At 72.6% G+C, this 18,921-nt stretch carries 17 protein-coding genes and 1 CRISPR repeat array; of the genes, 15 read left to right on the top strand and 2 right to left on the bottom strand.

Features of this window, described 5'->3' with window-relative positions; genetic code table 11:
* Window positions 1–3: 3 nt before the first annotated feature.
* Window positions 4–777: a cytochrome c1 gene (locus IEX99_RS00085; RefSeq protein WP_188897214.1), complete on the top strand. Its 774-nt coding sequence runs from the start codon at window positions 4–6 to the stop codon at window positions 775–777.
* A 246-nt stretch (window positions 778–1,023) separates the two neighbouring features.
* Window positions 1,024–2,175, top strand: a complete 1,152-nt coding sequence (locus IEX99_RS00080) for an aminotransferase class V-fold PLP-dependent enzyme (RefSeq protein WP_188897212.1) — start codon at window positions 1,024–1,026, stop codon at window positions 2,173–2,175.
* 28 nt (window positions 2,176–2,203) lie between these two features.
* On the opposite strand, the gene trxA is transcribed toward IEX99_RS00080, so the two are convergent.
* Complete coding sequence (gene trxA, locus IEX99_RS00075) at window positions 2,204–2,542, bottom strand: thioredoxin TrxA (protein WP_188897210.1); 339 nt, start codon at window positions 2,540–2,542, stop codon at window positions 2,204–2,206.
* A gap of 645 nt (window positions 2,543–3,187) precedes the next feature.
* Window positions 3,188–4,069 (bottom strand): transposase, encoded by an 882-nt coding sequence (locus IEX99_RS00070; RefSeq protein WP_188897208.1) that lies wholly within the window; start codon window positions 4,067–4,069, stop codon window positions 3,188–3,190.
* Here IEX99_RS00070 and IEX99_RS00065 point away from each other — a divergent pair.
* The 13 genes from IEX99_RS00065 (at window position 4,057) to cas2 (ending at window position 16,223) form a co-directional block, all read left to right on the top strand.
* The gene (locus IEX99_RS00065) at window positions 4,057–4,275 is read left to right on the top strand and encodes a transposase (RefSeq protein ID WP_188897206.1); all 219 of its coding nucleotides are present in this window, start codon (window positions 4,057–4,059) and stop codon (window positions 4,273–4,275) included. The two genes, IEX99_RS00070 and IEX99_RS00065, sit on opposite strands and share 13 nt — an antisense overlap.
* 298 nt (window positions 4,276–4,573) lie before the next feature.
* Window positions 4,574–5,467: a CRISPR system precrRNA processing endoribonuclease RAMP protein Cas6 gene (gene cas6 / locus IEX99_RS00060; protein ID WP_188897204.1), complete on the top strand. Its 894-nt coding sequence runs from the start codon at window positions 4,574–4,576 to the stop codon at window positions 5,465–5,467.
* Between the two features lies 1 nt (window position 5,468).
* Window positions 5,469–6,551: a CRISPR-associated ring nuclease Csm6 gene (csm6, locus tag IEX99_RS00055; RefSeq protein ID WP_188897202.1), complete on the top strand. Its 1,083-nt coding sequence runs from the start codon at window positions 5,469–5,471 to the stop codon at window positions 6,549–6,551.
* Window positions 6,541–9,030, top strand: a complete 2,490-nt coding sequence (gene cas10, locus IEX99_RS00050) for a type III-A CRISPR-associated protein Cas10/Csm1 (protein WP_188897200.1) — start codon at window positions 6,541–6,543, stop codon at window positions 9,028–9,030. The genes csm6 and cas10 overlap by 11 nt, the downstream gene beginning before the upstream one ends.
* 11 nt (window positions 9,031–9,041) lie before the next feature.
* Window positions 9,042–9,596: a type III-A CRISPR-associated protein Csm2 gene (gene csm2, locus IEX99_RS00045; RefSeq protein ID WP_188897198.1), complete on the top strand. Its 555-nt coding sequence runs from the start codon at window positions 9,042–9,044 to the stop codon at window positions 9,594–9,596.
* On the top strand, window positions 9,593–10,369 hold the full coding sequence (gene csm3 / locus IEX99_RS00040; RefSeq protein ID WP_188897197.1) for a type III-A CRISPR-associated RAMP protein Csm3: 777 nt from the start codon (window positions 9,593–9,595) through the stop codon (window positions 10,367–10,369). The genes csm2 and csm3 overlap by 4 nt, the downstream gene beginning before the upstream one ends.
* Window positions 10,369–11,325 (top strand): type III-A CRISPR-associated RAMP protein Csm4, encoded by a 957-nt coding sequence (gene csm4 / locus IEX99_RS00035; RefSeq protein WP_188897196.1) that lies wholly within the window; start codon window positions 10,369–10,371, stop codon window positions 11,323–11,325. Before csm3 ends, csm4 begins: the two co-directional genes overlap by 1 nt.
* On the top strand, window positions 11,322–12,467 hold the full coding sequence (csm5, locus tag IEX99_RS00030) for a type III-A CRISPR-associated RAMP protein Csm5 (RefSeq protein WP_188897195.1): 1,146 nt from the start codon (window positions 11,322–11,324) through the stop codon (window positions 12,465–12,467). Before csm4 ends, csm5 begins: the two co-directional genes overlap by 4 nt.
* On the top strand, window positions 12,464–13,732 hold the full coding sequence (locus IEX99_RS00025) for a TIGR02710 family CRISPR-associated CARF protein (RefSeq protein WP_188897194.1): 1,269 nt from the start codon (window positions 12,464–12,466) through the stop codon (window positions 13,730–13,732). Before csm5 ends, IEX99_RS00025 begins: the two co-directional genes overlap by 4 nt.
* Window positions 13,733–13,851: 119 nt before the next feature.
* Window positions 13,852–14,136 (top strand): CRISPR-associated endonuclease Cas2, encoded by a 285-nt coding sequence (locus IEX99_RS00020; RefSeq protein ID WP_188897193.1) that lies wholly within the window; start codon window positions 13,852–13,854, stop codon window positions 14,134–14,136.
* A gap of 4 nt (window positions 14,137–14,140) precedes the next feature.
* Window positions 14,141–15,118 (top strand): CRISPR-associated endonuclease Cas1, encoded by a 978-nt coding sequence (gene cas1, locus IEX99_RS00015; protein WP_188897192.1) that lies wholly within the window; start codon window positions 14,141–14,143, stop codon window positions 15,116–15,118.
* Entirely contained in the window at window positions 15,111–15,872 is a 762-nt protein-coding gene (locus tag IEX99_RS00010; protein WP_188897191.1) for a CRISPR-associated endonuclease Cas1, read from the top strand. Before cas1 ends, IEX99_RS00010 begins: the two co-directional genes overlap by 8 nt.
* 3 nt (window positions 15,873–15,875) lie before the next feature.
* Window positions 15,876–16,223 (top strand): CRISPR-associated endonuclease Cas2, encoded by a 348-nt coding sequence (cas2, locus tag IEX99_RS00005; protein ID WP_188897190.1) that lies wholly within the window; start codon window positions 15,876–15,878, stop codon window positions 16,221–16,223.
* Window positions 16,224–16,296: 73 nt separating this feature from the next.
* A CRISPR array of direct repeats spans window positions 16,297–18,807; the repeat unit is 36 nt; unit sequence TTTCAGCAGCAGACCCGATTTTCAGGGGGTCAAAAC.
* Between the last annotated feature and the right edge of the window lie 114 nt (window positions 18,808–18,921).

The raw sequence follows: 18,921 nt of genomic DNA, 5'->3' as shown, positions 1-18,921 counted from the left end.
ACGATGCGCCGCCCGCTGTTCAAGATCGCCGTCGCCCTCGGCGCCGCCGCCTTCCTCGCCGCCGCCCCCGCCTCGCCGCGCGCGGCCGAGGCCGAGCCGCCGCCGAGCATTCCCTTCTCCTTCAAGGGGCTGTTCGGCACCTTCGACCGCGCCTCCGCCCAGCGCGGCCTGCAGGTCTACATGGAGGTCTGCGCGAACTGCCATGGGCTGCGCCAGCTCTCCTACCGCAACCTGACCGAGCTCGGCCTGTCGGAGGCCGAGGTGCGCGCGATCGCCGCCACCGTGCAGGTGCAGGACGGGCCGAACGACGAGGGCCAGATGTTCGAGCGGCCGGGCCGTCCCTCGGACCGCTTCCGCAGCCCCTTCCCGAACGCCATGGCGGCGCGCGCGGCGAACAACGGCGCGTATCCGCCGGACCTGTCGGTGATGGTGAAGGCGCGCGCGGGGGGCGCGGACTACCTCTACGCCCTGCTCGTCGGCTACTCGGACCCGCCGCAGGGCGTCGAGCTGATGCAGGGGATGCACTACAACCGCTACTTCCCGGGCCAGCAGATCGCCATGGCGCCGCCGCTCAACCCCGGCCAGGTGAGCTTCCACGACGGCACCGAGGCGACCGTCGAGCAGATGGCCCGCGACGTGACCACCTTCCTCGCCTGGGCCGCCGAGCCCGAGCTCGAGGAGCGTCGCGCGCTCGGCGTGAAGATCGTGCTGTTCCTGACCATCCTCGGAGGCCTGGTCTACGCAGTGAAGCGCAAGGTCTGGGGCGAGGCCCATTAGGACCCGGCGGCGCGGGCTTCCGCCCGCTCACGGCGCGCGTTCGGGAAGGGCTGCCCCACGGGTCAGCCCTTTCGCATTGGGGTGCGGAGGGGGCGCCGGTTCGAGACCCGGACCGTCCAGGGCGTGTCCGGGCCAGGCAGGTCCGTCCCGTCCAGGCCGGCGATCCGCGTCCCGGCGTTCCCGGCTTCGGTATGCACGCTCGGCGCAGTGGCAGGCTAGGCTGCGCCGAGACGGAGGACCGCCGCCATGCTGCCCTGCCAGCGCGCCGCGTTCGACATCCCGCGCGAGGTCGCCTACCTCAACGCCGCCTCCTGGTCGCCCCTGCCGCGTGCCGTCCTCGCCGCCGGCCATGCGGGGGTGGAGCGCAAGGCGCGGCCCTGGACCTGGGGGGCGGAGCACCAGGCGCGGCAGTTCGCGCGCGCCCGCGCCGCCGCGGCGGCGCTGATCGGCGCCGAGCCGGAGGACATCGCCATCATCCCCTCGGTCGGCTACGGCGTCGCGACCGCGGGAAGGATCCTCCCCGTCCCGCGCGGCGCGCGGGTCCTGGTGCTGGAGGACGACCACGCCTCGCCGACCCTCGAATGGATGACCCGCGCCGGGGCCGGGGGCTTCGAAGTGGAGACGGTGCGGCGGCCGGAGGACGGCGACTGGACCGAGGCGGTGCTCGCCGCCATCGCGCGCCCCGGCGCGGCGCCGCTCGCGCTCGCCTCGATCTCAAGCGTGCACTGGGCCGATGGCGGCGTCGTGGACCTCGACCGCGTGGCGCCGGCGCTGCGCGCGGCGGGCGCGGCGCTGCTGGTGGACGCGACGCACGCGGTGGGCGTCATGGCGGTGGACGTCCGCCGGACCGATCCCGACTTCCTGGTCTTCCCGACCTACAAGTGGGTGCTCGGCCCCTACGCGCGCGCCTTCCTCTACGTCGCCAGGCGGCGGCAGGAGGAGGGCGTCCCGCTCGAGCAGACGAGCCACTCGCGCCGCGCCGTCGCCTCCGAGCGCGCGCCCTACCTCGCCGATCTCCGCTTCGCCGAGGGCGCCCGGCGCTTCGACATGGGCGAGCGCGACCACCTCATCAGCCTGGAGATGGCCGCGGTCGGGATGGAGATGATGGCGGGCTGGGGGCAGGCGGCGATCGGGCGGCGGCTCGCCATGCTCACGGCGATGCTCGCCGAGGGGCTGCGCGGCGCCGGGGTGCGGGTGCCGGAGGCGCGGGTCCGCGCCCCGCACGTGCTGAGCCTCGAATTCCCCGGCGGCATGCAGGAGGGGCTGATCGAGGCGCTGGCCGCCGAGGGCGTGCATGTCGCGCCGCGGCTCGGGCGGATGCGGATCAGCCCGCACGTCTACAACGACGAGGCGGATGTCGAGGCGTTCCTGCGGGCCTTCCGCCGCCTCGCCCGGTGAGGCAGGGCCGGGCCGCGGGCCGCCGCGCTCAGGCGGCGTCGCCGAGGGCGTTGGCGATCCAGTCCTTCAGCGCGCCCTTCGGCAGCGCGCCGACCTTGGTGTCCACCTGCTTGCCGCCCTTGAACAGGATCAGCGTCGGGATGCCGCGCACGCCGTACTCGTTCGGCGTCACCGGGTTGTCGTCGATGTTCACCTTGGCGACGGTCAGCCGCCCCTGGTACTCGCGCGCGATCTCGTCCAGGATCGGCGCGACCATGCGGCAGGGGCCGCACCATTCGGCCCAGAAATCCACCAGCACCGGCCCGGGGGCCTCCAGCACCTCCTGGCGGAAGCTGTCGTCGGTGACCGCTTTGGTCAGTTCACTCATCGCGCGTCTCCTGGTCGGGCGCCGAGGGACTCGGAAAGCCCGCGACGGGGTAAAGGTCGGTGGACCGGTGGGATGGGTCAAGCGGACACCCCGAAAACCGGCCGGATGGATGCTGCTGAGGCCGGGGGAGGCGGAGGGTGCTGCGGTGTTGGGCCCCTGCCTGGCTCTTCGGCGCGGGGTGCGCGACTTTTCGGGGCGAGGATTGATCAGGCGGGCACGGCTTGTCCCTCGATCCGGATCAAGCGGCGCCTGGCGCAGGCCTGGTTGGCGAGGGTGATCCGCACCGTGGCGCGGAGCGGGCCGATGCGGCGCACGACCAGGTCCAGGCGGCGCTTCCCGGCGGCGAGCCGCAGGCAACGCCTGCGGGGCGGGAAGACGTGCTCGACCCGGCGGCGCAGCGGCGCCCGGCTGGGGGTGCCGCGGGCGAGGTGGGCTGGCCCGGCTGCGGCAGGCGGTGTCGGCCCACACGCCGCTGCCGGTATTGGCCGGGCCCGGCACGGCGCCGAGTTGGGCGCCGTTGTGGCGCGCCGCGGCGGTCGCCACGAAGCGACGGCTGAAGCCGTGCGCGCGGTCGTGCCGAGGCGGTCCTTGTGGCCGAACATCGGCACCGCGATCTCGGTCGCGGCCTGGTGCGGCGCGCCGCCCTCAGGCGGTCTCACCTTGCGGCGCGCGTGATGGTCCAGCGGCGATCGCGATCGGTCTGGCGCGGGCGCGCCTGCGACCAGCCCGCGGGTGTGGCGTCCCGCGCGGCACCGCCTTCTGCTCCCGGCTCAGCCGTCGGCGCCGGTTTGTCCGCTTTGCGGCCAAACCGACCACGGTGGCGTCGACGATCTGCCTGCCCCGCGCCGGGAAGCCGCGCTCGGCCAGCACCGCATCGAAGCTGGCGAACAGCCGGGCTAGGGCGCCCGCGCGCGTCAGCCGCTCGCGGCAGGGCCGGATCGTCCTGGCGTCCGGCCCCGCGTCGTGCAGCGCCAGGCCGGCGAAGCGCATGAACGACAGCCGATCGCGCAGCTGGTATTCGGCCTGGCCGTTCGACAGCGTGTCGAGTGCCTGCAGCACCAGGGCGCGGAACATCAGTACCGCGTCCCCGGGCGGGCACCCGTCGCGGCTGCGGTCCGCCCGCGGCAATGCCAGCTCCGAACGGAACACCCCGAACTCCACCACCGCCCGCAGCCGTTGCGGCGGATCGCCGGGACGGATGGTCCGCGCAGCTGCCGCTCCGCGTCGGGCATCCCGGGCTGCCCCGCCATCTGCGGCCCCCCTTGTCAGCGGCCGCAGCGGATCGGTCCGGCGCCGCCAGCGGCAGGGGTTTTTTCGAGGCGTCCGCATGTCGCGGCGGATCTCGACGCGGACCTGATCCGCGACGCCGTGCTGACCGGCACCGATGTCGGCGACGGCCCGGCCGCGGGTGGGCTGGCGCAGGGCGACGGGGCGGCGGTGTTCATGGGCAAGGCCAGTGACAGCGCGGCCCGGCGTAAGGCGCCGGCCAAGGCCGGCATCGCCGACGGCATCATATGCTGCGGCCATGCGCGCCGCCCGTTGGCGGCCTGGCAGCGCTGGGGAACGCGGCGCTGGCGCCGGCCCGCGCCCAGGTCGAGCGCCCCCTCGGCGCGCGGAAGCGCAGCTATGGCTGGCGCCGGGTCCGATATCGCGGCCTGCTGCGCAACGGCGCCCATCTGCCCCTGCTCTGCGCCACCATGAACCTGCGCCGCGCCGAACGCCTCCGCGCCTGACGAAAGTCAGTGCGGCACCACCGCCAGGCGGCCGAGCCGACCGCCAAGGCCACCTCCCGGCCGCCGCCACGTCTCCATCGGCCGAGCAGGCGGGTTTCGCAGAGGCCTCTCAAGGCGCCGGTTCACCGATGCGGTTGATGAACGGCGGGCGAGGCGTCTTTCGGCTTCCGACCTCGCTGACCGATGACCGACTGCGTGCATCGGGTTGTCGCCGGATGTGGGCGGAGTGCAGCACGGGAGCTTGGCGACAATGTTGTCGTCCTTGGCATCGGCCGCAGCCGCTTGCTTCAATGCGCGCATGGCGACCGCGTTCAGTCTGCACGGCATCCGCCGGGTGGACTTCACCTTCGTGCCCCGCGCCACCCTTGCGGTGCAGGCGCATCCCGGTTCGGCGTGGCGCGGTGCGTTCGGCCATGCGCTGAAGCGCATGGTCTGCGCCATGCGGCTCCGGCCATGCGAGGGCTGCCCCCTTGCGGGGGTATGCATCCATCCGGCCTTCTTCGGCGCAGACAGCGCCGCCGAGGCCGGCAGGCCCTACATCCTGTGCCCCGACCGCGCGCCGCGCGATGGCCTGATCCGCCCCGGGCAGGCCTTCCGGGTCCGCCTCACGCTGCTCCCCTCCGCCGAATCGGCCGCAGCCTACGCCGTGCGCGCGCTGCTCGAAGCAGCCGCCGCCGGCGTCTCGGCGCGTCGTGTTCCGCTGGATTGCCGTGCCATCGCCGACGCCGGCACCGGCCAGCCGATCGATCCCGGCGGATCATTGCCGCCGCCCGAAGCCATCCACTGCCCGCCACCACCGGCCAGGGTCCGGCTGCGCATGACCACCCCGCTGCGGATCCGGCTGGGAGGCGATCTGCTGACCGGTCGCACCCTTCTTCCAGGCCACCTGGTCGGCGCCGCGCTGAGGCGCCTGCGCATCCTCGGCCTGCCCGCGTCGCCCGCCCTGGCGGATGCCGCCCGCGCCGAAGCGGCCACGCTGCGCTTCGAGCAGCCGCGGCTTGGCTGGGTCGAGACGACCAGGTTCTCCAGCCGCCAGAACAGCGCGATGCAGATGGGCGGAATCGTGGGCGAGGCCCTGCTCGACCTGGAAAGAGCGCGGCACGTCTGGCCGCTGCTCTGGGCCGCGTCCGTCCTGCATCTCGGCAAGGGGGCCAGCATGGGCTTTGGCCGGATCGAGGCCGCGGCCGCCTGACATGACCCGTCCGCTGCATCTCCTGGCGCTGGCCGGCCTGTCGCCGCAGGTGGTGACAGAGACCATCTGGTGCCTCGCCCAGGGCCCTTCGCCGCGTCTGCCGCGGCGCATCACGGTGCTGACCACCGGCGCCGGGCGCGAAGTGGCCGAGAAGCTGTTGCCGCCGGCCCTGCGTCAACTCGGCGCCCAGCTTGGCGCCGCGCTTCCGATGCCGGAATGGAGGCTCTTGACCGGGCCGGACGGGGGCGTGCTGGATGACATCGTGACCGAGGCCGACAACCGTCATGCGGCGGACGCCATCTTCGCGGCCGTGGCCGAGGCGACGCTGGACGAGGGGAGCGACATCCACCTCTCGATCGCCGGCGGGCGCAAGACGATGGGCGCGCTCGCCGCCCTGGCGATCGGCCTGTGCGGCCGCGAGGGCGACGTGTTGTCCCATGTGCTGGTGGATCCGCGCCTTCTCGGGCGCGCGGATTTCTTCTTCCCGCCCGATCCGCCCGCCCTGCTGACGCTGCCCGAGGGTGGCACCGTCAGCACCGCGGAGGCGGGGCTCACGCTCGCCGAGATCCCCTTCGTGCGGCTGCGCGCGCAGTGGCGACCGGGGCGCGATGCCGGCGCCTTCGCCGCCGCGGTGGCCGCAGCGCAGCAGCGGCTGGCGCCGCCGAGGCTGAGCGTGGATGTCGCCCGGCGGGAGGTCCTGCTGGGCGAGCGGCGGCTGCGCCTGCCGCCCACGCCCCTGGGCATCCTGCTCTGGCTCGCCGAGCGTGCCCGCGCCGCCGCGCCGCCGCTCGCCTGGCGCGGCGCGCAGGAGGCGCGGCGGCTGGCGGACGAATGCCTCGCCGCGCTCGCCCGCACCGCCGGTGACCGGGATCTGGGGGCGGCCCGCCGGGCGCTCGCCCAGGGCATGGAGCGCGGCTACCTCGCCGAGAAGGTGTCGCGCCTCAACCGCGCCTTCCGCGAGGCTCTGGGACCGGCGGCAGAGCCCTTCCTGATCCGCGCCGAAGGCCGCAGGCCGATGACCGGCTACCGCCTCGCCCTGCCGCCCGGGGCGATCACCATCCTCGAGGACGCCCGTGGCCGCTGAGCTGATCACCCCCCTGGAGGCGGCGCTCGCCGGCCTGCTGCACGACATCGGCAAGCTCGCCCAGCGCGCGCACCCCGACGAAGCGGCCCTGCGCGCGGCCTATGGCGGCGATCCCGGCGGCACCGAGAGCGCGATCCTGCCGCTGCGCGACGGCCGCTACACCCATCGCCACGCGCTCTGGAGCGACTTCGCGATCCGCGAGGCCGAGCGCGAAGGGCTGCGCTGGCCGAAGGAGGTCAACGGCGCGCGGCTCGGTGCGGTGGCCGTGCGCCACCACGCCCCGCGCCACGACGACCCTTCCGACTGGATCCTTGCCGAGGCCGACCGCCTCGCCTCCGGCCTGGAGCGCAAGGAGAGGGACGAGGCGGAGGAGGCGCATGGCGGGACCTTCCGCGAGCGGGAGCTGCGCGCGCTGCTGCCCGCGATCGCGATCGGCCGCGGCGCCGTGCCGGGCGCGATGTGGCATCCGGCCGAGGAGGCCTCGCCCGAGGCGCTGCCGCCACAGGCGTCCGCGCCGAAGGACCAGCCGCGCCGCTTCGGCCTTCTCTGGACGGCGTGGCAGGAGGGCGTGCGCGCCTTCGGCCGCCATGGGCTCTCCGCCCGCCGCTTCGAGCGGGCGCTGCTCGGCCTGTCCGAGCGGCTGCTCTGGGCCGTGCCTTCCTCCACCGTGGATCAGCCCGACGTGTCGCTGCACGAGCACGCCCGGGCGGTGGCGGCCATCGCCGCGGCACTGGCGGCATGGCACGGGGCGAAGGACACGAACGAGGTCGCGGCGGTGAAGGACCGCTCCGTGCCGAAGTTCCGCCTCGCCGCGCTCGACCTCTCCGGCATCCAGAAGGCGCTGTTGCGGCTCGATGGGCAGAAGGGCGCGAGCCGGATCCTGCGCGCGCGCTCCTTCCTGATGGGCCAGACGGTGGAGGCGGCGCTCGAGTTGATGCTCGAGAAACTCGGCCTGCCCTTCTCCTCGGTGCTGCTCAATGCCGGCGGCAAGGCGGAGCTGCTGCTGCCCGACCTGCCCGATCTCGAGACGCGGCTGGAGGCGGTGCGCGGGGAACTCGATCGCTGGATGGTCGCGCACTGGCAGGGCGATCTCGCCCTGGTCCTCGCCGCCGGCCCGCCCTTCGCCGCCGGGCAGTTCCTTCGCCGCGGCCCGGACAACGCGGTGGCCGAGGGCTACCGGCAGGAACGCGCGAAGCTCGCCGCGGCGCTGGATGCGGCGAAGCTCCGACCCCTCGCGGGGTGGTGCGGAGAGGGCGGCCTCGTCGGCACCGGCGTGATCCCGGCGCCTTTCGACCCGGCGCGCGGCGCCTGCGCGAGCTGCGGCGTGCGGCCGGCGGTGATCGAGACGCCGCTCGATCGCGCCTGGCGCTGCACCGTGTGCGATGCGGCCTGTCGCCTCGGCCAGCGCCTGCCGAAGGCGGAGGGCTTCGCCCTGCTCGAACCCGAAGCCGCCGCGAGGGAGGATGCGCCGGCCGCGCTGCCCGGCGGACTCCGCCTCGCCCCCTGGTCCGAACGCGGCGCCGCGGCGCGGGCGAGCTTCGCCTTCGCGCGCGAGGGCGCGGGCAGCGCCGTCTTCCGCGCCCCGGCGCATGTCCCGCTGGTGCGCGATCCCGCCGATCCGCGCTACGCCCATGCCGGCATCCCCGAGGACGAACGCGGCGCCGCGGGCGAGCTGATGACCTTCGCCGCGATCGGCGCCGAGGCGCTGGAGATGCACGCGGGCCGCATTGTCGGCCGCGACCTGCTGGCGATCGTGAAGGCGGACGTGGACTTCCTCGGCCGCGTCTTCGCCGACGGCCTGGGCCGCGACCGCTCGCCGGCGCGCGTCGCGCAGCTCTCCCGCCTTCTCGACGGCTATTTCGCCGAGCGCCTGCCCTGGCTTCTCGCGCGCCGCTTTCCGACGACCTACACCGTCTATGCCGGGGGCGATGATCTGCTGCTGGTCGCGCCCTGGCGCTTCGCCCTGCCGCTGGCGCTCGCGCTGCGCGAGGATTTCGGCGCCTTCTCGGGCGGCAATCCGAACCTGACGCTCTCGGCCGGGATCGCCTTCGTCCATCCGAGGCACCCGCTGGCGCTCGCCGTGGAGGAGGCGGAGGAGGCTCTGGAGGCCGCGAAGCGGGGCGGGCGCGACCGGCTCGGCGTCTTCGGCCGCGTGCTGAGCTGGGCGGGGCTCGGCGCCACGCTCGATCTCGCCGAGGCGCTGAACGGGGCGGTGCGCGCGGAGCATCTGCCGCCCACCTTCCTGCACCGGATGCGGTGGTTCGCCGCGCGCCGCCGCGCGGCGGAGGCGGGCGAGGCACGCGCCGCCGACTGGAACCCGAAATGGCGCTACCAGGAGGCCCGCTTCCTCGAGCGCGCGCCGGCCGCGGCCCGCGACAGTCTGCGGGCGCTGCTGCTGCGCGCCCTGCCGCCGCCCGGACGGGGCGGCGAGGCGGATGCGGAGATCGCGATGACTGTTGCGCTCTGGCGGAACCGGTGAAGGAGGCGCGGATGTCGGGAAACTGGAACAGGGGGAGGCCGGGCGGCGGGCCGCCGCCGCGGCAGGACTTCGGGCTGGGCGGCGCGAGACCGGCGCAGGGGGGCACGCCGCAAGGGGCCGGCGACCGGCACCGGTCGCGCGGTCGGATCGAGGAGCTGCTGCGCCCGCCCGCCCAGCCGCTGCGCTACTTCTCCGCCAACGATCCGAAGGCCATCGAGGCGGGCCTGCTCGGCACGGAGGCGGAGCAGGTGGCGCAGAAGCTCGCCGGGGTGCCGGCCAGCCAGCTCCGCCGCTTCTATGCCGAGGTGATGGCGCTGAAGCGCCGCGTCGAACTCGCCGGCGCGAGCGACGAGGAGATCCGCGCGCACCTGACGCTGCTGCGCGCCAAGGCCGCCTACACCTGGGGGCGCCAGACGCAATACCCGGACGAGCTCGTCCTCTTCTTCACCCGCCACGCGGCGAGCGTGAGGACGCGGCACGACTTCCTGCGCGGCTTCCAGCCGCATTTCGAGGCCGTGATGGCCTTCCACAAGGTCTTCGAGAGGAAGAAGGACGCCGCCGCATGAGCAGCATCCGCGAAGCCGGCCGCGTGCGCGTCACCGGCCTGATCCGGCTGAAGTCCGGCCTGCACATCGGCGCGGGCAAGGATTCCGTCGAGATCGGCGGCATCGACAACCCCGTCCTCAAGCACCCGCACACCGGCGAGCCCTACATCCCCGGCTCCTCGATCAAGGGCAAGCTGCGCTTCCTGCTGGAATGGGCGTTCGGTGCGGTGCGCGCGGACGGCCAGGCCTGGGGCTTCGACGGCAAGCAGCCGGTGGACACCGCCGATCCGGTGCTGCGCATCTTCGGCAATGCGCTGAAGGACTGGAAGGGCGGGCCGACGCGGCTGATGGTGCGCGACGCCCCGCTCTGCGAGGCGGACCGCGCGCGGTATCGCGAGGCGCCCGAGGCCTTCTTCGAGGAGAAGACCGAGGTCACGATCAACCGCATTCAAGGCAAAGCGCTGGACGGGGGTTTGCGAACGCAGGAGCGCGTCCCCGCCGGCGTGGCCTTTGACTTCGAGCTGGCCTTCCGCCTCTACGATCTCGGCGACGGAGCGGCGCGCGACCTCGAATGCCTGGACTGGACGCTGCAGGGCCTCGCGCTCCTCGAGGAGGACGCGCTGGGCGGTTCCGGCTCGCGCGGCTATGGGCGCATCGCCTTCGAGGATCTCGCGCTGCACGTGCCGGAGCGGGCGCCGCTCGCGCTCGACAACCGCTTCCGCGGCCACCGCTTCAGCCGCGAGCGGCCGCCCGGCATCGTCCGAGCCGAGGACATCCTCGGGGTGCCCGCCTGATGGAACTCCGCCGCTACCGGCTGGTGCTCGACCCGCTCTCGCCCTTCGGCACGCCGCCCACTTCGGGCACGCTCTTCGGCCATCTCTGCTGGGCGAAGCGCGCGCGCGAGGGGCGGGCGGCGCTGCGCGCCTGGCTCGCGCGGCTGCCCGTGGAGCCCTTCGCCCTCTCCGACCTGCTGCCGGCCGGGCACCTGCCGCGCCCGCTCCTGCCGCCCGCGCGCGAGGAAAGCCAGGCCGAGGACGCCAAGGCGCTGAAGCGCCGGCGCTATCTATCGCTCGATGCCTGGCGCGGCCTGCGCGTCGGCGCCACGGCCAAGGCGCTCGCCGAGGCGCTGCGCAAGGCGCAGGACGACCCGCCCTTCCTCAGGTCCGCCCGCACCCCCCACAACCGCCTGGATCGCCAGAGCGGGCGCACGCCCGAAGCGGGCGGCGGCGGCCTCTGGTTCGCCGACGAACTCTGGCCGGCCATCGCGAAGGACGGCCCGCGGCGGATCGAGGCCGATCTCTATGTGCGGAGCCCGCTGCCCGCGCGCGAGGTGGAGGCGCTGATCGCCCATGTCGGCGAGACGGGCTTCGGCCGCGACGCCTCGACGGGCCGCGGCCGCTTCGCGCTCGAGGGCAGCGAGGATGCCGGCTGGCTCGCCGAGGCGCCGGCGGGGGGCGGCGCGGCGCGGATGCTCTCGCTCTCGCAGGGCGTGATGACCGCCAACATGCGGCAGGCGCGTTGGCAGCGCTTCGTGCTGTTCGGCAAGCTCGGGCGCGAGATGGCGGCCGAGGGCCGCCGCCCCTGGAAGCTGCCGCTGGTGCTGGCCGAGGCCGGCGCGACCTTCGCCCCCGAAGGACCGGGGCCCTTCGGCGCCTGGGTCACGGGCCTGCACCAGGACGAGGACCCGGCCGATCCCATCGGCCACAACGCCTTCCACCTCGCCATCCCGTACACGGAGGCCGCGGCGTGAACGTCCATGCGGGCCCGCCGCGGGCGCTGACGCGGCTCACGCTGCGCCTCGTGCCGCTGACGCCGGTCCATATCGGCGACGGGACGGAGATGCGGCTCGACGAGTATCGGCTGGAGGGCGGTGCGCTCTGCCGCTTCGACCAGGCGAAGGCGATGCGCGCGATGACGCCCGCCCAGCGCAGCGCCTTCCAGCGCGCGCTCGACGCCGGAAGGCTCGGCGAGGCGGCGGAGACGCTGCGCAGGGCCGGCGCGGGCGCCATCCTCGAGCGCATCCCCATCTCCGGCCGCGCGAGGAACGAGTTGCAGCGGGCCTTCGCCGATCCGGCGCTGCGTTCTGGCCAGGTGAGGCCCTTCGTCCGCAGCGGCGGGCGGCCCTGCATCCCCGGCAGCTCGATCAAGGGCGCCTTGCGCACCGCGCTTGCCTCCGCCGCCCTGCCGCGCGATCGCGAGCCGCCGGGGGGCTGGCGCCATGAGGCCGCGCTCAGCGCCGCCTTCGGCCTTGACGCGAACAGGACCGAGACCGACCCGCTGCGCTTCCTGCACGTCTCGGACGCGTTTCTCCCCGACGGCGCCACGCTGATCGACCGCGTCGAGGTCATGGACCGCAAGAACCCCGAGGCGGGCAAGATGCAGATGCACTACGAGCGCACCCGCGCGCTGACCGACGGCGGCGAGGCGCCGGATTTCACCGTGACGATCGGGATTGACGGCCGTGCGGGGGAGGAAGGATGCGTCCCCCGTTCCGACGCGCGTTTCGATCCGCGCCTGCTGCTGTGGCGGTGCCGCGCCTTCCACGTCGGCCTGTTCAACGCCGAGATGAAGCGCTTCTTCCAGGGCACGACGATGGATCAGATCCAGCGGAAGCTCCTGGCCCATCGCGATCCGGTCGGGCGACTGCCGCTCGGGAACACGGCCTGGGACCCGCGCTTCCTCCTCCTCCGCCTCGGCCGCTTCGGCCACTTCGAGAGCAAGTCGCTCGAGGGCGTGCGCCGCGGCCATTTCCCGCAGGCCAAGAACCCCGCCGACAGGATCCGCCCGCCCAACGCCTGGGGCCTGACCCGCACCATCACCCGCGACGCCGACAGCAACCCCATCCCCTTCGGCTGGGTGATCGGCTGGGTGGTGAGGGAGGAGCGGCCGTGACCCTGATCCTCGTCGCCTCGGTCGGCGGCTCGCCCAATCCGATCGCCTCCGCCATCGCGGCGAAGCGGCCCGACCGCGTCCTCTTCCTCGCCTCGGCCCCGTCCGGCGCGCAGCCCGGCTCGGCGGGCCAGGTGCCGGAGATCCTGGCCAAGGCGCGGCGCCCGAACCAGCCGCACGAGATCCTGACCGTCCCGCCCGACGATCCGGAGGCGATCTTCCTGGTCCTGCGCGAACGCCTCGCCCGGCTGCGCGCCGAGCAGCCGCGCGCCACCCTGCTCTTCGACTACACGGGCGGCACGAAATCCATGACCGGCGCGATGTTCCAGGCCGCCATCGCCACGCCCGACGCCGGGGTGCAGTTCATGCTCGGCCGCCGCGACGACCTGGACAAGGTCAGGGACGGCACCGAGCGGCCAGCGCCCATCGCCACCGGCTGGCTGATCGCCGAGCGCGGCGAGGCGCGCCTGCGCGCCGCCTGGGCGGGCTTCGACTACGCCACCGCCGCCGCCGGCTTCGCCGCCCTGCACGCGGATCTCGGCACGGACGAGAAGGCCCCCGGGGCGCTGCGCCGACGCCTTGCCGACCTCGCCGAGGTGTCGCGCGCCTTCGACCTCTGGGACCGCTTCCAGCACACCGAGGCCGCGGACCGGCTGCGCAGGATCTCGGCCAGCCATCCGAAGCTCGGCCCCTGGGCGCAGCAGGCGCAGGCCTGCGCGAACAGCGTGCCCGCCCGCATCCTCGACCTCTGGCGCAACGCCGAGCGCTGCGCCGCGCGCGGCCGCTACGACGACGCGGTGGCGCGGTTCTACCGCCTGACCGAATGGGTTGCGCAATGGTGGCTCGCGCACCGCCACGGGCTCGACGCCGGCAACATGGACTGGTCGCGGGTGACGCCGCAGGAGCAGGCGCGCGCCGGTCTCGCGGACCACGCCGGCAAGCCCACGCTCTCCGGCCTGGCCCAGACCTGGAAGCTGATCGCGGCGAAGGAGCCGGCAGGGCCGATGGCCCGCTTCCTCGCGGACCGCTTCCCCCACCGCGACCGGAGCAAGACCGGCGAGGCGCGGCAGAGGGACATGCTCGATCTGCGCAACAAGTCCCTCCTCGCCCATGGCGAGCGGCCGCTGTCCGAGGCGGATTGGACGCGGTGGCTCGACTTCGCCGAGCGCGTGCGCGCGGGGGTGCTCGTCCCGCTGCTGCGCCAGGCCGGTGCGCCGCACGAACCGCCGCCGCAGCTTCCGCGGGACCCTTCCGCGCTCGGCCTCTGAGGCCGCGCGCCGCTCTTTGACAACCGCATCCGACCGGCCTCGCCGCCCCCTCGCGGGGCGGCGGGCGACAATCTTGTCAATGCTGCAACGGGCGCGCCGGCCGGCTATCCGCGGCGGGCATGAGCACGCGGGCGCTGCATCTCCTGGCCTACGACGTCGCGCATCCGGCGCGGCTGCGCAGGGCGCTGCATGCGGCGCGCCGCCATGCCAGCGGCGGGCAGAAATCGGCCCATGAGTGCTGGGTGACGGGCACGGAGCGGGCGGCGCTGCTGCGCGCCATGCGCGGCATGCTGCATCCGCGGGCGGACCGGATGCTGTCCATCCGCCTCGACCCCCGGCTGCCGCCGCGCGGCATGGGCATCGCGCAACCGCCGCAGCCTCCGGGCTTCCGCATCGTCGGGTGAGGGCATGACCACGCTCTATCTCGACCGCCGCGACGCGGTCATCGAGGCGCAGGACGGCACCCTGCTGGTGCGCGGGGCGGACGGCACGCTGGCGCGCACGCCGCTCGCGCCCGTGGAGCGCGTGGTGCTGCGCGGCCCCGCCAGCCTGACCACCGGCGCCATCGCCGCCATCGCGGGCCAGGGGGCGGCGCTGCTCGTGCTGACGGGGCGGCAGGGGCGGGTGGCCGGCATCATGGCCGGGGGCGCCCATGCCGATGCCGCGATCCGGCTCGGGCAGTTCCGCCTTGCGCTGGACCCTGCCGCGCGGGAGGCGATCGCGCGCGCGGTGCTGCGACGCAAGCTCCTCGGCCAGCGCCGGCTGCTGGCCGAGGGGCTGCGCCGGCGTCCCGACCGGCGGCGGGCGCTCCTGCGCGGGCAGGAGGCGCTGGCCGAGGCGCTGCTGCGCCTGCGCGGGCCGGCGGCGCTGGCACCGGCGCAACTCATGGGCATCGAGGGCGCGGCGGCGGCCGCCTATTTCGAGGCCTATGCGGCGCTGCTGCCGCCCTCGGCCGGCTTCGCGGGGCGCAACCGCCGCCCGCCGCGCGATCCGGCCAACGCGCTGCTCTCCCTCGCCTACACCCTCGCGCATTTCGAGGCGGTGGCGGCGGCGCAGCGGGCCGGGCTCGATCCCGCCATCGGCTTCCTGCACGCGCTGTTCCCCGGACGCGAGAGCCTGGCCTGCGACCTGGTCGAGCCGCTGCGGCCGCTGTGCGAGCGGCTGGCCTGGCGGCTTCTGGCCGAGGAAAGGCTGCGTGCCGGCCATTTCACGCGGGACGGGGAGGCCTGCCTGCTCGGCAAGGCGGGGCGGCTTGCCTTCTACGCCGCCTGGGAGGAGGCGGTGGCGCCGGCACGCCGGCTGCTGCGCCGCGGCCTGCGCCCGCTGGTGCGCGCGGCGCGCGCCGCCTGCGGGGCCCTGCTGGCCGAGGACGCCGGCGATGCTTGAGGCGCTGCACCTGGATGCGGCCGAGCGGCCGGTCGCGGTCCTGCTGGATGGCCCGGCGCTGCGGCTGCGCCGGGCCGGCATGGCGGATGTGTTCGCGCCGCTGCCGCGGCTGTCGCGCGTGGTGGTGCATGGCCCGCGCGTGCAGTGGCGGACGGAGGCGCTGCTGGCCTGCGCCGAGGCCGGCGTGCCGGTGGCGCTGCTGGGCAGGCGCGGCGCGCTGCTGGCGGTGCTGGTGCCGATGACGCCGCCGGCCCAGCGGCGCGATCTGGCCGCGGCGCTCGACGCGGCGGCCAGCCTGCCCGGCTTTCGCCGCCGGCTCGAGGATTTCTGCCGCGCCGAGACGCGCCGCGCCGTGCTGGAGGCGCTGCGCGCCGAGGGCCGCGGCCCCGATGGGCTGGACCTGCGCCCGGGCGCGATGGTGCGGCTGTGGCTCGGCGCCGGCGCGGAGGGTGCGCCGGCCCAGGCGGCCTGGACCTTGCTGCGCGGGCTCGGCGCCGCCGCCGTCGCCGAGGGTCTGGCCCGGCGGGGCGTGGGGCCGCAGTTCCTGGCCCGCCGCAGCGGATGCTTCCCCCTGCCGGAGATGCTGGGGGAGGCGCTGGTCCTGCCGCTGTGCCCGGCGCTGCGCGCATTGGCCGCGGCGCCGCAGGAGGCGGCGCGGCGGGAGGTGATCCGCCTGTTCGAGCGGGCGGCCCCGTGCGGTCGGCGCGACCAGATGCTGGCGCGGCTGGCGATGTGCCTGGCGGCGGAGGGTTGAGCGATGCCGCGCCGCCGCACCTGGCTGATCGGGTATGACATCGCCTCTCCCCGGCGGTTGCGGCGGGTGGCGCGGCTGCTGGAGAAGCATGCCTATCGCCTTCAATACTCGCTGTTCGTCGGGTGCTGGACCACGGCGGAGTTGGATGCGCTGTGGGCGGGGCTGGAGGCGCTGATCCACCCGCGCCGCGACGACGTGCGCGCATGGCCGGTGGCCGAGAACGCGGAGCTGGAACTGTGGGGCATGGGCTGGCCCGAGGATGTCGTGGTGGGCGGCGTGGGATCCGTGCCGCTGCAACGGCTGCTGCGGTCGGGCATCGTCTCGGATGACACCGAGCCGGAAGGGGCATAGCCTTCCAGCGGCCGGCGAATCTTGCGAAGCCTCCTTGCAGGGGCTTGATCTCGTTGGCGTTTCTTGGAGGGGGTTTCAGCAGCAGACCCGATTTTCAGGGGGTCAAAACGCGGCGACGATGGAGTCGCGCGGGAGATGGAGGTTTCAGCAGCAGACCCGATTTTCAGGGGGTCAAAACCCAGGTCCGGGACGGTGGCCTCGCAGAGGGCAGCGTTTCAGCAGCAGACCCGATTTTCAGGGGGTCAAAACACCGTGATGGTCAGGGTGTTGCCCTTCACAGAAAATTCAGCAGCAGACCCGATTTTCAGGGGGTCAAAACACGAATGGCACTAGAGGCAGTGTGTCGCCTCTCTTTCAGCAGCAGACCCGATTTTCAGGGGGTCAAAACATCTTGTCCAGTGCCATGTGGTATCCTCCGGTTTTTCAGCAGCAGACCCGATTTTCAGGGGGTCAAAACGCTAGATCGCCGGATATAGATCGCAGCCAGTGCCTTCAGCAGCAGACCCGATTTTCAGGGGGTCAAAACCATGGCGTCGGGCATCGGCTCGTCCTCCGCGTTGGTTCAGCAGCAGACCCGATTTTCAGGGGGTCAAAACCTCGACGCCCGCCTGGAGGTCGAACGCCCGCATGTTTCAGCAGCAGACCCGATTTTCAGGGGGTCAAAACCTCGCGGGTCGGCCACCGCGCGCCGCCCGCGGCTTCAGCAGCAGACCCGATTTTCAGGGGGTCAAAACATGGAGACCCAGACGCTCACGCTGCCTCCAGTGCTTCAGCAGCAGACCCGATTTTCAGGGGGTCAAAACGCCGCGTGAGCGGGTTCAGGCCCCGGCTCTCACAGTTTCAGCAGCAGACCCGATTTTCAGGGGGTCAAAACCCCGCGCGGTGAGCAGGACGCGCTCGATGAGGGTGTTTCAGCAGCAGACCCGATTTTCAGGGGGTCAAAACCCTCGGGGTCCCCCGTCGCCACCGACCCAGGCCTGGATTGTTTCAGCAGCAGACCCGATTTTCAGGGGGTCAAAACGCTGACAGGGGTGACTATGCCACCCTCCCGCCCCGTTTCAGCAGCAGACCCGATTTTCAGGGGGTCAAAACCCCGCCGGTCCCTCGGGGTCCCCCGTCGCCACCTTCAGCAGCAGACCCGATTTTCAGGGGGTCAAAACGCGGGTTCGCGCGGCAGGAATGGCGGAAGCTGCGCGTTTCAGCAGCAGACCCGATTTTCAGGGGGTCAAAACGTCACCCCCCTTGGGGTTGTTCCCCCGCCGGTCCCTTTTCAGCAGCAGACCCGATTTTCAGGGGGTCAAAACGTCAGTCAGACGGTAACTGTGGATGTCATTTAATGTTTCAGCAGCAGACCCGATTTTCAGGGGGTCAAAACCGCGGCACCGGGACGGTGTGCGGGGAACCACCCTTCAGCAGCAGACCCGATTTTCAGGGGGTCAAAACCTGCTCCCAGGCGGCAGCGGACATGTCTATGCTTCAGCAGCAGACCCGATTTTCAGGGGGTCAAAACAGGTCACGATGTGGGTCTTGGTCATGGTCTGTCTCCTTTCAGCAGCAGACCCGATTTTCAGGGGGTCAAAACGCAGCGCCCGGCCCTCAATGTCACACCGTCTCGATTTCAGCAGCAGACCCGATTTTCAGGGGGTCAAAACCCGCTTGCGCTCGCGATCAGCGCGAAGCGCTGGCCATTTTCAGCAGCAGACCCGATTTTCAGGGGGTCAAAACACACCGGGACGGTAGGCAGGGCACCACCCCTGCCTCTTTCAGCAGCAGACCCGATTTTCAGGGGGTCAAAACCCGGTTCCTAGTTACTTCGTGTAGGCGTTCAGGCCGTTTCAGCAGCAGACCCGATTTTCAGGGGGTCAAAACCCGTGGGATGGGGATTGCTCCCCTTGGGGATGTTTCAGCAGCAGACCCGATTTTCAGGGGGTCAAAACGCGGCGATTTCAATAGCGCTTCGCTTCCCCCATTGCTTTCAGCAGCAGACCCGATTTTCAGGGGGTCAAAACACGGACGGCCTCGCCGGCCGTGATCCTCCGCAAAAGTTTCAGCAGCAGACCCGATTTTCAGGGGGTCAAAACACGCGCGGCGTTCCAGAGCCTCTACGTCCGCAAGAATTTCAGCAGCAGACCCGATTTTCAGGGGGTCAAAACACCCGATGACCCGACTATAGGCGCCATACGCCTTTTCAGCAGCAGACCCGATTTTCAGGGGGTCAAAACCGGTTGGCGGGGGCTCTGGCGACCCCTCGCGGGGCTTTCAGCAGCAGACCCGATTTTCAGGGGGTCAAAACCCACGCCGGCCAACTCGGCGTGGCACCGGACCGGTGTGTTTTCAGCAGCAGACCCGATTTTCAGGGGGTCAAAACCGAACGGCCATGGAGCAATCTCCCCGCCAGGGCCCCTTTCAGCAGCAGACCCGATTTTCAGGGGGTCAAAACAGCCATCCCCGCAAGAATATTCATCAATACGATGACTTTTCAGCAGCAGACCCGATTTTCAGGGGGTCAAACCCAGCGTGCCCAGCATCTCCCTTCCCGTTTCGATGAGTTCAGCAGCAGACCCGATTTTCAGGGGGTCAAAACCGAGGTCCGCCTTATACCAACTCCCACTGATCGGAACCCATGAGCCCATTCGCGCAGGCCGATGGACATGATGCGCCATGGCTGATCGACGAGGCTGTTCCAGTGATGGCAGCA

This window comes from Caldovatus sediminis, from assembly GCF_014644455.1.
In the GTDB taxonomy this organism is placed as follows: domain Bacteria; phylum Pseudomonadota; class Alphaproteobacteria; order Acetobacterales; family Acetobacteraceae; genus Caldovatus; species Caldovatus sediminis.
Note: the sequence above shows the minus strand (reverse complement) of the source record. Positions and strands in the feature narration are given on the sequence as shown.